The following is a 12,581-nucleotide window of genomic DNA, read 5'->3' as shown; positions in this document are numbered from 1 at the left end:
CGCCGGCCGTCTCCTTAACTCATCGCTCTAGGTCATCTCGTCGAGGCGTGCCAGAAGCTCTCGTCGCCGCGGCTCGGGCATAAAGGCCGCCTCCAGGGCGTTACGCGCCAGGCCCAGGAACGTCGCCTCGTCCCAGCCGAAGGCCTGCTGGCAGGCCAGGTAGTTGTCCAGCACGCCGCCGCCGAAGTAGGCGGGGTCATCGGAGTTCAGGGTCAGTACCAGGCCCGCCTCGAGGAGTCGCGGCAGGGGCAGCTCGCCGAGCTCCCGGACCACCCGGAGGCGCAGGTTGGAGAGCGGACAGACGGTCAGCGGGATGCGCTCGGCGGCCAGGCGGCGCATCAGCTCGGGATCCTCGATGGCCCGCACCCCGTGGTCGATACGACATACCTCGAGAAGATCCAGGGCCTCGCGGATATAGGCCGGCGGCCCCTCCTCGCCGGCATGGGCCACCCGCGGCAGGCCCAGCTCCTTGGCGCGGCGGAACACCGCCTCGAACTTGCTCGGCGGGTGCCCCATCTCGGCGCTATCCAGGCCCACGGCATCGATTAGCTCCCAGTAGGGGGAGGCCGCCTCCAGCACGTCCATCGCCTCCTCGGCGGGGCGGTCGCGCAGGAAGGCCAGGATCAGTCCCGTGGAGAGGCCCAGTTCCCGCTCGGCGTCGCGCATGGCCCGGTAGAGGCCCTCCACCGGCACCGCCAGGGGCAGGCCCCGGGCCAGGTGGGCCTGGGGATCGAAGTGTAGGTCCACATGCACCACGCCCTCGGCATGGGCGCGGCGGAAGTAGGCCATGGCCAGCTCGTGGAAGTCCTCGCGGCGCTGCAGCACGCCCATGCCTTGGTAGTAGAGGTCGAGGAAGGATTGCAGGTCGTCGAAGTCGTAGGCGCGGCGGACCGCCTCCACGTCGGCATAGGGCAGGCGCACCCGGTTGCGCTCGGCCAGCTCGAACATCAGCTCGGGCTCCAGGGTGCCCTCGATATGCAGGTGCAGCTCGGCCTTGGGCAGACGGGTCAAAAAGTCTCGCATGGCCATCTCCTCGTTGGGCTTTGTCCTATCCTGCTAGATCTTGACCACCTGCGCAAAGCTTCTGCGTCAAACGCTCTCGAGCCGCCCCTCCACCAGGCGGTAGCCGCGCTCGATGCCGGGTAGCGGCGCGGCGTCCTGCCATTGATGGATCAGATAGAGCAGGCTGCGTCCCTCGAGCCAGGCGTCCAGGCGCGCGGCGATGCGCGCCGCCATGGCCGCATCGACCCCGGCGAACGGCTCGTCGAGGATCACGATACGGGCCCGCTCGCGCAGCAGCACCCGGGCCAGCGACAGGCGCCGCGCCTGCCCCCCCGAGAGCAGGCCACCGCTCTCGCCGACCCGGGTCTGCAGCCCCTGGGGCAGGGTCGCGGCCCAGTCGTCCAGCTCCACCAGCGCCAACACCCGCCTCAGCGCCGCCTCATCGGCGTCGGGGGCGGCCAGGCGCAGGTTAGCGGCCAGGCTGTCATCGAAGAGCTCCAGGCGCTGGGTCTGCCAGGCCAGGGCCTCCCGCCAGGCCGCGGGCGCCAGCTCGCCGAGCGGCGTCCCGGCCACACTTACCTGACCGGCGCTTGGCGATAGCTGCCCGGCCACCAGCGCCGCCAGGCTCGACTTGCCGGCACCGGAGGCCCCCAGCAGGGCGATGCGCTCGCCCGGGGCAAGGCGCAGGGTGACGTCGTGCAGCGCCGACGTCAGGGCCCCCGGGTAGCGCAGGCCGACCTTGTCCAGCACGAGCTCCGGCACCTCGCCCCCCAAGGGCCGCGCGCCCCCCAGCGGCGCGGGTGGCGCCGCTTCCAGGGCATTGAGCCGCTCGGCGGCGGCCAGGCTGGCGCCAAACTGGGTAAAGGCCGCGGGCAGGCTCCCCAGGGCCTCCCCCATGGCCAGCAATGCCAGGGGCATCATCACCATCACCGGCCCCGACACCTGGCCGGCCTGAAACGCCGAGGCGCCCAGCCATAGCGCCAGCAGCGCCGTGCCGCCGACCACCAGCCCTACCAGGGCCGTACCGAAGGCACCGCGTACCCCCAGCCGCCACTGGTCGGCATAGAGCGCCGCCTCCTCCGCCTCCAGGCGCGCCCGCTGCCGCTCCAGGGTAGAGAAGGCGACCAACTCGGGGAGGCCCTGCAGGGTCTCCACCGCCTGCCCGCGCAACTGGTCGAGGCTGGCCACCCGTCGCCGGCTGGGGGCCAGCCCCCAACGGGCCTGACCCACCACCAACCAGCACCAGGCCAGCAGCAGGATCGATGCCACCCAGGCGCCGATCATGGGAACGAAGAGGGCCAGGAAACCCGCCACCCCGAGGATCGCCAGCAGCGCCACCACGGGCGGGGCCAGCAGGCGCAGGTAGAGGCCATCCAGGGTATCGATATCGGCGGTCAGGCGATTGAGCCATTCGCTGGCCCGGCGCCGGGCCAGCGAATGGCCATCGAGGCCGGCCAGTACCGCGAACAGCCGAGCGCGCAGATCCGCCAGCAGTCGCAGCACGCTGTCGTGGTTATAGAGGCGCTCCACATAGCGGGCCACGGTGCGGGCCACGGCGAAGAAGCGAATCCCGCCACCCGGGACATAGACATCCAGGCTCGCTGCCACCCCGGCCGCCAGCAACATGCCGGTCAGGGCCGTGGCGGTAATAAACCAGCCGGACAACGCCAGCAGGCCGATGGCCGAGGCCACCGTGGCCAGCAGCAACAGGGCGCCCAATTGCAGGCGCCGGCGGCGTCGCCCCAGTAGCCGCAGCCAAGGCGCCAGGGTCTGGCATAGCGAAGGGTTACTCATCACCGCCCTCTCCAGTGTCGCGCCCTCGTCCAGGCGAATCACCCAGTCGGGCAGGGCCGGCTGGGTCGTGATCGAATGCCGCCGCGACGACTCGGTCATCACCTTCTTCCTCCGGCATCGTGCCACTGTCCAGGCGAATCACCCGATCGGCCAGGGCCAGCAGGGCCGGTTGATGGCTCGCCACCACCAACGTGCGCCCCTCGGCGGCCAGGGCCCGAAGGCCATGGATTACCGCCGCCTCGCTGTCGGCATCCAGGCTGGCGGTGGGTTCGTCCAGCAGCACCAGCGGTGCCCGGGAAAGAAAGACCCGGGCCAGGGCCAGGCGCTGCGCCTGCCCACCGGATAGCCCACTGCCACGCTCTCCCACCCGGGTCGCCAGCCCCTCCGGCAATTGCGCCAAGAGCTCGCCGAGACCGGCCCGCTGCAGCGCCTCGGTCATGGCCTCATCGGTGGCCTTGGGTGCCGCCAGACGCAGGTTCTCCGCCAGGCTGCCCTGGAGGATCAGCGGTCGCTGATCCATCCAGGCCAGGGGCACGGCATCGCGACGCAAATCGCCCTCGGCCGGGCCCATAAAGCCGGCCATCAGGCGCAACAGGCTCGACTTGCCCGCCCCGGAAGGCCCGGCCAGGGCCAGGATCTCGCCGCGACCCACGGCGAGATCCAGCGGACCGACCACCAGGCCTCGCCCGGGATAGGCGAGGCTCACCCCTTGCAACTCAAGCAGATGATCGGGCGAGATCAGCGCCGACGGCGTGGCGTCCCGGGGCGGCGTTTCTTTCAGCAGGGCCACCAGCGACTCGGCGGCGCCCAGGGCCGCGGCGCGGTCGTGATAGTGCTGGGCCAGGCTGCGTAGCGGCTGGAAGAATTCCGGCGCCAGCAGCAGGATCAGCAGGCCGCTGAACAGCGTCAGCCGCGGCGAGGGGCCATAGTCGATATAGCCTAGCAGCCCGAAACCCACGTAGATGGCCACCACGGCGATGGCCACCGAGGCGAAGAACTCCAGCACCGCCGAGGAGAGGAAGGCCAGGCGCAGGGTCTTCATGCTGCGGCCCCGATACTCGTCGGCGGCGACGTAGACCTCCTCGGTGGCGGCCCGGGTGCGATCGAAGAGCTGCAGGGTGGCGAGCCCCCGAACGCGGTCGAGAAAGTGGCCGGCCAGGCGGGTCACGGCGGCGAACTGCTCGCGATTGAGCCGCTCGGCGCCCATCCCCACCAGGGCCATAAAGAGGGGAATCAGTGGCATGGCCAGCAGCAGGAAGAGCGCCGCCAGCCAGTCGAGCCAGAACACCACCGCCAACAGGGTCAGCGGCAGCAGCAGCGCCAGGCGCAGTTGGGGAAGGAAGCGCGCGAAGTAGCCGTCCAGGGCCTCGAGCTGTTCCACCAGTTGGGAGGCCAGGCCGGCGCTATGGCGCCCCGCCAGCCCCACCGGCCCCAAGGCGGTGAGGTGATCGAGGAGCACGGCCCGGGCGCGGCGGCGAATCGCCAGGCTGGCGGCCTGGGAGAGCGCCTCCTGCCCCCATTGCAGCAGGGCGCGAACCAGCAACAGTGCCGCCAGGGCCAGGAACGCCGGTAACAACTCGGCCAGGGAGCGATGCGCCACCAGCAGGTCTGAGATCACCCAGGCCAGCAACACCATCTGCGCTAGCGTCGCCAGCCCCACCCCAAGGCCGGCCAGGGTGGCCAGGCTCAGGCGCCGGCGCTCCCCCGCCGCCAGCCCGGCAAGCCAGCGGCGCGGCGTCAGGGACTCCGCCATGGGCTTAATGGTACCCCTCACCCACCTTGACCTTGCCGCGGAAGACCCAGTAGGTCCAGGCGGTATAGGTCAACACGATGGGGATCACGAAGAGTACCCCGATCAGCAGGAAGAGCTGGGATTCCGGTGCCGAGGAGGCGTCCCAGATGGTGTAGTTGGGAGGCACGATCACCGGCCATTTGCTGACCACCAGGCCCAGGTAGGTGAAGATGTAGAGGCCCACGGTGGCCACGAAGGGCAGCCCCTCGCGGCGGCTACGCACCGCCTGGTAGATCAGCACCGCACAGCCCAGGGCCAGCACCGGGAAGAGCCAGATCAGCTGGATATGGCCGAACCAGCGCTCCCAGACGTCGGGGTTCACGAAGGGCGTCCACAGGCTGATGATCAGGAATACCGCCAGCACCAGGGCCAGCAGGGTCGGGGTGATGCGATAGGCCCAGGCCTGCACATGCCCTTCCGACTTCATGATCAGCCAGGTGGCGCCGAGCAGCGCATAGCCGGCCATCAGGCCGAACCCGGTGAGCACGCTGAAGGGGGTCAGCCAGTCCAGGGGCCCGCCCACATAGACGAAGTCCTCCACGGCGAAGCCCTGGATATAGGCCCCCACCACGGCGCCCTGGGCAAAGGCGGCCACCGCCGAGCCCCAGCAGAAGGCGCGGTTCCACCAGTGGCGGTTGGCCCGCGACTTGAAGCGAAACTCGAAGGCCACGCCGCGGAAGATCAGCCCCGCCAGCAGCAGGAAGACGCCGATATAGAGGGCCGGCAGGAACACCGAGTAGACCAGTGGGAAGGCCCCCAGCAGGCCGGCCCCACCCAGCACCAGCCAGGTCTCGTTGCCGTCCCAGACCGGCGCCACCGAGTTCATCATCACGTCCCGGGCCGCCTCGTCCGGGGCGAAGGGGAAGAGAATCCCGAGCCCCAGGTCGAAACCATCCATCAGCACGTACATGATCACCCCGAAACCGATGATCACGGCCCAGATGATTGCCAGATCGATACCACCCATGCTGTCGTCTCCTTAGTGTTGCGTACCGGGGGCCGCGGATCCGGGGCCATCGTCGAAGGGCGTGTGGCTGGCCGACAGCGGTCGCATCGGGCGCTCCACCTCGCCCTGGATCTCCTCGCCGTCCTGCATGCCCTGGCGCACCACTCGGGTCAGGTAGTAGACCCCCGCCCAGAACACCACCGCATAGACCGCCGCATAGCCGATCAGGGTGAACAGCGCCATGCCCCCGGTCAGCGACGGGGTCAGCGCCTCGGCCTGGTTCATCAGGCCATAGACCAGCCAGGGGGCCCGGCCGGTCTCGGTGACGAACCAGCCCGCCAGCACGGCGACGAAGGGCGTCACGCTCATCAGCCGCAGCAGCTGCAGGAAGCCGCGATGCTCGTAGAGGCGGCCGCCGCGACGCAGCCAGAGGCCGGCCACCGCCACCAGGATCATCAGCAGGCCCAGGCCCACCATGACCCGGAATGACCAGAACACCAGCCAGACCGGCGGCTGCTCCTCCGGGGCCACCTCGGTCAGCCCCGGCACCACCCCCTCGGGGTCGTGACGCAGGATGATACTGGCCAAGCTGGGAATGCCGATCTCGACGGCATTGGTCTGGTTGGCCTGATCGGGAATCGCGAACAGCAGCAGGGGCACATGGCTCGAGGTCTCCCAGTTACCCTCCATGGCCGCCACCTTGGTGGGCTGATGCTCCAGGGTATTGAGGCCATGGAAGTCGCCCACCACCGCCTGGGCCGGCGCCAGGACAAGCAGTAGCCACAGGCACATGGAGAGCGCCTTCTTGTTGGCTTCCACGTCGCGCTTCTGCAGCAGGTACCAGGCGCTTACCCCGGCCACCACGAAGCCACCGGTCAGGAAGGAGGCCAGCACCTTGTGGGAGAAACGGTAGGAGAAGGAGGGATTGAAGATCGCCTCGCTCCAGTCGACCACGTGAAAGCGCCCATCGATCAGCTCGACGCCGGCCGGCGTCTGCATCCAGCTATTGGCGGCGAGGATCCAGAAGGCCGAGATAAAGGTGCCGACGGCCACCATGATGGCGGCGAACAGATGCACCCCCTGGGGCACCTTGCCGCGGCCGAAGAGCAGCACACCGAGGAAGCCGGCCTCCAGGAAGAAGGCGGTCACCACCTCATAGCTGAGCATCGGCCCGAGGAAGTTGGCCGAGGCCTGGGCGAAGTTGCTCCAGTTGGTGCCGAACTGAAAGGACATCACGATGCCCGATACCACTCCCATGCCGAAGACCACGGCGAAGACCTTGGTCCAGAACACCGCCAGGCGCTCCCAGGCGGGGTTGGCGGTCTTGTAGAAGAGCCCATGCAGCACGGCGATATAGGACGCCAGGCCGATGGTGAAGACCGGGAAGATGGCGTGAAAGGACACCACGAACGCGAACTGGATTCGCGATAGCAGTAAGGGGTCGAGCTCCATGGTTGTCTCCCTGCTGGCGACGTAAGCCGATGACGCTAATTGAGCCTAGTGACAAATTCGGTTCGCGTCGTAGGCGAGCCTATTTCGATCTGCTTATGCTAGGCCCCTGACGCATCAGGGGGAATGGATTCGCTCCCTTAAGGGTGTGTCCGGTTGCCGCAGTTGGCGGGATTTCGGCTGTGGTCGATTGCCGCACGGCCCCTCGCGCAAGCCGAAAAGGCGTGGCGGGGGCCGCTGCCCGCCGACGAACCACGCTCGGCGGACTGACTCGGCCAGCGCCTGAAAAGTCGGCGCGCGAAGGCCAGAAGAGGCGCTGCTGCCCGCCCAAGGGCCGGACCTTGGCGGACTGACCTAGGCGGCGCCCAGCAGCCAGGCCAGGTAGCCCAGATAGGCCACATAGATGGCCAGCAGGGTCGCGCCCTCGACGCGGTTGATGCGGCCGTCACGCCCACGCCAGCCGATGGCGAAGATGGCCATCAGCAGGGTCATGGCGGCCATCACCGGCCAGTCGCGCATGATCACCTCGGCGCCGGCATCGATGGGCGCGATCGCCCCCGCCAGGCCGACGACCCCCAGGGTATTGAAGAGGTTGGAGCCCACCACATTGCCCAGCACCAGGTCGTGCTCGCGCCGCCGCAGGGCGCTGACGGAGGCCGCCAGCTCCGGCAGGGAGGTACCCACCGCGACGATGGTCAGGCCGATCACCAGGTCGCTGACGCCGAGGCTCTCGGCGATCTCCACCGCGCCCCATACCAGCAGCCGCGAGCTGGCCACCAGCAGCACCAGGCCGATCAGGGTCCAGGTCAGGGCCTTGGGCAGGGCCATGGGGGCCTCGTTGAGCAGCTCTTCGGTCTCGTCGCCGAGGCTATCGGCCTGGCGCCCCTGCCACAGGCTGTAGCCGATAAACACCGCCAGCAGCCCCAGCAGCAGCCAGGCATCGCCATACCCCACCACCCCATCGCGCAGCTGCCACAGGGCCAGCAGGGTAATGGCGCCGAGGATCGGCAGTTCCCGGCGCAATACCCGAGAGTGCACCGCCAGCGGCGAAATCAGCGCCACCAGGCCGAGGATCAGGCCGATATTGGCGATATTCGAGCCATAGGCGTTCCCCAGGGCCAGCCCGGGGTTGCCCTGTCCCGCCGCCAAGGCCGAGACCGCCAGCTCTGGCGCCGAGGTGCCGAAGCCCAGCACCAGCATGCCGATCACCAACGGCGGCAACCCCAGGTGACGCGAGGTAGCCGCGGCCCCGGCCACGAACCGCTCGGCACTCCACACCAGTACCACCAGACCCAGCGCCACGGCGCCTAACCAAAGCAACATGATCTCTCCTTTCGCATTAGCGTTGGTTGTAGAACCCCGGCGACCTTGCATAATGGCAGCCATAGCCCGACCACCCACTCAGGACGCCTGCCGTGCCATCGCCGCCTTCGCCACAGGCCTCGACCGCCCAGGCCGCGCTCGACGAGCCGCGGCATGGTGCCACATTGCCGCCACGCCGGCTACGCGCCTGTCACGAGTGCGACTGGGTCGCCGCACTACCACCACTGCGTCCCGGCGAAAAGGCCGACTGCCCGCGTTGCGGCCATACCCTGGTGCGTCGCCACTACCGTGCCGCTCAACGCAGCCTGGCCCTGGCCGTCGCCGCCCTGGTGGCACTGGCGCTGGGCGTGAGCTTCCCCTTCGTCAGCTTCCAGGTCGGTGGCATCGGCAACCGCATCGAGCTGACCCAGACCGCCACCACCCTGATCGGCTTCCACCAGCCGCTGGTGGCGATCGTGGTGCTGCTGACCATCGTGGTGCTGCCGGCGGTCTACCTACTCGGGGTCATCTGGCTGCAGAGCGGCCTGATGCGCGGCGCCCCCTGGCCGGGCAGTCGCGCCCTGGCGCGCTCCCTGGATCACCTCAATCCCTGGATGATGGCCGACGTCTTTATCATCGGCGCCCTGGTCAGCCTGATTAAGATCGCCGGCATGGCGGAGGTCCAGTTGGGCACCGCCTTCTGGGCCTTCTGCGCCTTCGCCGTGCTGCTGTTGATGACCACACAATCCATCGACGGCGACTGGATGTGGTTTACCCTGGCCGGCGAACCCCGCGCCCCACAAGGCACGCGCCCCGGCGAGCGGGCCGCCGGCCAGGGCATCACCGGCTGCCCCACCTGTGGCCTGATCGGCCGCCTGGACGAGCGCGGTCGAGGTCAGTGCCGACGCTGCGGCGAACGCCTGCGGGCCCGCCTGCCGCACAGCCAGCAACGCACCTGGGCACTGTTGGCGGCGGCCTGCGTGATGTACCTGCCGGCCAATCTCTACCCCATCATGACCACCACCAGCCTGGGGCATAGTCAGCCCTCGACCATTATCGGCGGGGTGGTGGACCTGTGGCAGATGGGCTCCTGGCCGGTGGCCTCGGTGATCTTCGTCGCCAGCATCCTGGTGCCGGTGGGCAAGGTCGTGGCCCTGGCCTGGCTCTGCCTGGCGGTTCGCCACAGCGACGAACTGCATGCCTCGACGCGCACCCGGCTCTATCGCCTGACCGAATTGATCGGCCGCTGGTCCATGGTCGACGTCTTCGTGGTGGCCATCCTGGTGGCCCTGATCCGTGCCGGCAGCCTGATGTCGATCACCCCCGGCCCCGCCGCCCTGGCCTTCGCCGGCGTGGTGGTGCTGACCATGTTGGCCGCCATGACCTTCGACCCCCGACTGATCTGGGACGGCCCGGACCACTCGCGCCCCCAACATCTCGAGGAAGTTGCCCATGACCGCTAGCTCCCGTCAGGACGACACGCGCGCCCGGGTCAGCGCCCAGGCGCGGATTTCGCCGATCTGGATCGTGCCCCTGGTGGCCGTGATGATCGGCCTGTGGCTGATCTACGACAACTACAGCCGCCGCGGCCCCCAGATCACCCTTGAAATCCCCAATGCCGAGGGCATTGAGGCCGGCACCCTGATCAAGACCCGCAACGTGGATATCGGCCGGGTCGATCGGGTCGAGCTCTCCGACGACCTGAGCCATGCCGAGATTACCGCTCGCCTTTCCCCCGGCAGCGAGCGCATGCTGGTGGAGGACACCCGCTTCTGGGTGGTCAAGCCACGCATCGGCCGCGAGGGCATCAGCGGGCTGAATACGGTGCTATCCGGGGCCTACCTGCAGCTGCAGCCCGGCAGCAGCGATGTCGCCCAGCGCCACTTCCGGGTTCTCGACCTGCCCCCGGCGTCGCCCGCCGATGCCGAGGGTCTGCGCATCACCCTGATCAGCCAGCTCGGCAACTCCCTGCGTATCGGCGACCCGGTCACCTACCAGGGCTACACCGTGGGCCGGGTGGAGAGCGCCGAGTTCGATCCCGAGGCACGCCGCATGCGCCATCGCCTATTTATCGAGAGCCCCTACGATAGCCTAGTCACCGACAGCACCCGCTTCTGGGCCGCCAGCGGCGTCGATTTGCGCCTCGACTCGGAGGGCTTCCGCGTCAACGTCGCCTCCTTGGAGTCACTGCTCGGTGGCGGCGTCACCTTCGGCGTGCTCGAGGACCTGCCCCTGGGCCATGCGGTCGGCGAGGATGCCTCCTTTATCCTTTACCCGGACGAGGAGCACGCCCGCCAGGGCACCTTCAATCGCTACCTGGAGTATGTGCTGCTGGTGGATGACACCGTGCGTGGCCTCTCCCGAGGCGCCCCGGTGGAATTTCGCGGGGTGCGTATCGGCACCGTGGCCGCGGTGCCCTGGCGTTTCAGCGCCCCCCAGCCCGAGGGGCGCCAGGGCTTCGCCATCCCGGTGCTGATCCGTATCGAGCCCCAGCGCCTGGGCCTGGAGGGCGAGCTCGACCTGGAGGAGTGGCGCCAGCGCTTCGAGCGACTCTTCGGCCTCGGCCTGCGAGCCACCCTCAAGGCCGGCAACCTGCTGACCGGCGCGCTCTTCGTGGATATCAACTTCCACCAAGACGGCGAGCCCTATGCGGTTGAGGAGTTCGAGTCACGCCAGGTCTTTCCCACCATCTCGGGGGGCCTGGCACAGATCGAGCAGAAGGTCTCGAGCCTACTCGACAAGCTCAACGCCCTGGAGGTGGAACCCATTCTCGACGGCTTGGCCACGAACCTGGCCGGCACCGAAGCGCTGGTGGCGGAGGTCCGCGAACTCACCGAGCGGGTCGGCGCCCTGGTCGACAGCCCCGAGACCCAGGCCCTGCCGGGCAACGTCAATCGCGCCCTAGAGGGCCTACAGCAGACCCTCGAGGGTGTCTCGCCCCAGGGCGAGGGCTACCAGGAGCTGCTGCGCACCCTGGAGCGCTTTGAGCGGCTGATGCGCGATATGCAGCCGGTGATTCGTACCCTGGACGAGGATCCCCGGGCGCTGCTCTTCGACCGCGGCAACGATGGCGATCCCCAACCCCGCGCCCCCAGGCCCTGACAAGGAGGTCTTATGCGACACCTGCTACTGCCCCTGCTGCTGTTCGTCCTGCTGGCCGGCTGCGCCAGCGGCGGCGCCCCGACCCAGCGCTATGCGTTGCCCGGCCCCGAGCCGACAACGACCGCCGGGGAGACCCGACTACTGATCGCCCCTTTGCAGCTGGTGGAGTACCTCAATCAGGAGGGCATCGTCCTGCAGCTCGACGATATCAGTCGCCACCAGGCCCGCGAGCATCGCTGGATCGAGGCCCCGGGCCCGCACCTGGCCCGGGGGCTACGCGACCGCCTCGCCGAACGCCTCCCCCGAACCCAGGTGGCCCTGGCCCAGGGCGGCGATGCCTCGGCGCCACGCCTGCTGCTGACGGTGGAGCGCTTCGAGGGACGCTATGATGGAATGGCCATCGCCGATGGCCGTTGGCGCCTGGAAGACGCAGCGGGCCAGCCGCTGGCCCGGGGGCGCTTCCACGCCGAACGCCCCCTGGCCGATGATGGCTACCCGGCCCTGGTGCGAGCCCTCGGCGCGAGCTGGGACGCCGTGGCCGACCAGCTGGCGACGGCGCTGGCCCTCCACCTATCTGCCGACTCCTGAGGAGACCACCATGGACGAGCATCGCCTCAACGCCCTCCTGCAGGGCATCCGCGAGCTGTATCAGGAGCTCGAAGTGTCCGAGGGGGCCGAGCCCGAGGCCCGTCGCCATGGCCTGAGCATGGCCCGGGTGCGACTCGCCACCCTGGAAGCCGGCACGGAACTGCCCGAGGCAATCCACGCGGGCATCGAGCGCGCCCGCCGCCATCTCGCCGAACTGGCCCTGGCATTTTATCGCGAAGGCGGCTGTGACGACCTGGACCAGGCGGGCCGCCAGGCCTATCTAGACGAGCATGCCGAGCCGCTGACCCGGCTGGATGGCATCGGCCCCACCCTGGCCCGGCGCCTCTTCATGCATGGGCTGGTCACCCCGGAGCAGGTGCAGGCCAGCGACGAGGCAGGCCTGGCCGAGGTGCCCGGCCTCAATGCCGGGCACCGGGCGCGGATCCTCCGCGCCCTGGGGCAAGGCGAGGCAGACTAAGCCTTCCCCTCCGGAGCGTCCCCTACCCCCTAGGCGCCGGCGTTAGTCACGCCCCGACGCCTCGCCGACTTCCTATCGCCTAGCGTCGAACCCTGCGGCAGCACGCGAATACCGCCTCGTCGCCATCG

10 protein-coding genes are annotated in these 12,581 nt (G+C 69.0%); 4 read left to right on the top strand and 6 right to left on the bottom strand.

Going from position 1 to position 12,581, the window contains the following annotated elements; all coding sequences use genetic code 11:
- Positions 1–27 precede the first annotated feature (27 nt).
- The 6 genes from HPA02_RS01065 to HPA02_RS01040 all read right to left on the bottom strand — a co-directional run bounded on the left by HPA02_RS01065 (position 28) and on the right by HPA02_RS01040 (position 8,306).
- Positions 28–1,023 carry an adenosine deaminase gene (locus HPA02_RS01065; protein WP_146801011.1) on the bottom strand — a complete coding sequence of 332 codons (996 nt, stop codon included), beginning with the start codon at positions 1,021–1,023 and terminating at the stop codon, positions 28–30.
- A 66-nt stretch (positions 1,024–1,089) separates the two neighbouring features.
- A complete protein-coding gene (gene cydC / locus HPA02_RS01060) occupies positions 1,090–2,895 on the bottom strand; it encodes a thiol reductant ABC exporter subunit CydC (RefSeq protein ID WP_232341077.1) in 1,806 nt (601 codons plus the stop codon).
- A complete protein-coding gene (gene cydD / locus HPA02_RS01055; protein ID WP_146801009.1) occupies positions 2,789–4,549 on the bottom strand; it encodes a thiol reductant ABC exporter subunit CydD in 1,761 nt (586 codons plus the stop codon). Before cydD ends, cydC begins: the two co-directional genes overlap by 107 nt.
- A 4-nt stretch (positions 4,550–4,553) precedes the next feature.
- Positions 4,554–5,555, bottom strand: coding sequence for a cytochrome d ubiquinol oxidase subunit II (gene cydB, locus HPA02_RS01050; protein ID WP_146801007.1), 1,002 nt, complete (start codon positions 5,553–5,555; stop codon positions 4,554–4,556).
- Positions 5,556–5,567: 12 nt separating this feature from the next.
- A complete protein-coding gene (locus HPA02_RS01045) occupies positions 5,568–6,986 on the bottom strand; it encodes a cytochrome ubiquinol oxidase subunit I (protein ID WP_146801005.1) in 1,419 nt (472 codons plus the stop codon).
- A 351-nt stretch (positions 6,987–7,337) separates the two neighbouring features.
- The gene (locus HPA02_RS01040; protein ID WP_146801003.1) at positions 7,338–8,306 is read right to left on the bottom strand and encodes a calcium/sodium antiporter; all 969 of its coding nucleotides are present in this window, start codon (positions 8,304–8,306) and stop codon (positions 7,338–7,340) included.
- Between the two features lie 164 nt (positions 8,307–8,470).
- Here HPA02_RS01040 and HPA02_RS01035 point away from each other — a divergent pair, with 164 nt between their 5' ends.
- Genes HPA02_RS01035 through HPA02_RS01020 form a run of 4 tightly spaced genes read left to right on the top strand, consistent with a single transcriptional unit; the run spans position 8,471 to position 12,453 of the window.
- A complete protein-coding gene (locus tag HPA02_RS01035) occupies positions 8,471–9,748 on the top strand; it encodes a paraquat-inducible protein A (protein WP_232341086.1) in 1,278 nt (425 codons plus the stop codon).
- Complete coding sequence (gene pqiB / locus HPA02_RS01030; protein WP_146800999.1) at positions 9,738–11,387, top strand: intermembrane transport protein PqiB; 1,650 nt, start codon at positions 9,738–9,740, stop codon at positions 11,385–11,387. Before HPA02_RS01035 ends, pqiB begins: the two co-directional genes overlap by 11 nt.
- Before the next feature lie 12 nt (positions 11,388–11,399).
- Positions 11,400–11,975: a PqiC family protein gene (locus tag HPA02_RS01025; RefSeq protein ID WP_146800997.1), complete on the top strand. Its 576-nt coding sequence runs from the start codon at positions 11,400–11,402 to the stop codon at positions 11,973–11,975.
- Between the two features lie 10 nt (positions 11,976–11,985).
- Positions 11,986–12,453, top strand: coding sequence for a helix-hairpin-helix domain-containing protein (locus tag HPA02_RS01020; protein WP_186809899.1), 468 nt, complete (start codon positions 11,986–11,988; stop codon positions 12,451–12,453).
- Positions 12,454–12,581 lie beyond the last annotated feature (128 nt).

Origin of the sequence: Bisbaumannia pacifica, assembly GCF_007989625.1 — a bacterium.
GTDB classification, from domain to species: Bacteria; Pseudomonadota; Gammaproteobacteria; order Pseudomonadales; family Halomonadaceae; genus Bisbaumannia; species Bisbaumannia pacifica.
This window is presented reverse-complemented; position numbering and strand designations above follow the sequence as displayed.

Excerpts from the sequence above, each read along its gene's own strand:
- HPA02_RS01065 (WP_146801011.1), bottom strand. The coding sequence starts at position 1,023 with ATGCGAGACTTTTTGACCCGTCTGCCCAAGGCCGAGCTGCACCTGCAT.
- cydC (WP_232341077.1), bottom strand. The coding sequence starts at position 2,895 with ATGACCGAGTCGTCGCGGCGGCATTCGATCACGACCCAGCCGGCCCTG.
- cydD (WP_146801009.1), bottom strand. The coding sequence starts at position 4,549 with ATGGCGGAGTCCCTGACGCCGCGCCGCTGGCTTGCCGGGCTGGCGGCG.
- cydB (WP_146801007.1), bottom strand. The coding sequence starts at position 5,555 with ATGGGTGGTATCGATCTGGCAATCATCTGGGCCGTGATCATCGGTTTC.
- HPA02_RS01045 (WP_146801005.1), bottom strand. The coding sequence starts at position 6,986 with ATGGAGCTCGACCCCTTACTGCTATCGCGAATCCAGTTCGCGTTCGTG.
- HPA02_RS01040 (WP_146801003.1), bottom strand. The coding sequence starts at position 8,306 with ATGTTGCTTTGGTTAGGCGCCGTGGCGCTGGGTCTGGTGGTACTGGTG.
- pqiB (WP_146800999.1), top strand. The coding sequence starts at position 9,738 with ATGACCGCTAGCTCCCGTCAGGACGACACGCGCGCCCGGGTCAGCGCC.
- HPA02_RS01025 (WP_146800997.1), top strand. The coding sequence starts at position 11,400 with ATGCGACACCTGCTACTGCCCCTGCTGCTGTTCGTCCTGCTGGCCGGC.
- HPA02_RS01020 (WP_186809899.1), top strand. The coding sequence starts at position 11,986 with ATGGACGAGCATCGCCTCAACGCCCTCCTGCAGGGCATCCGCGAGCTG.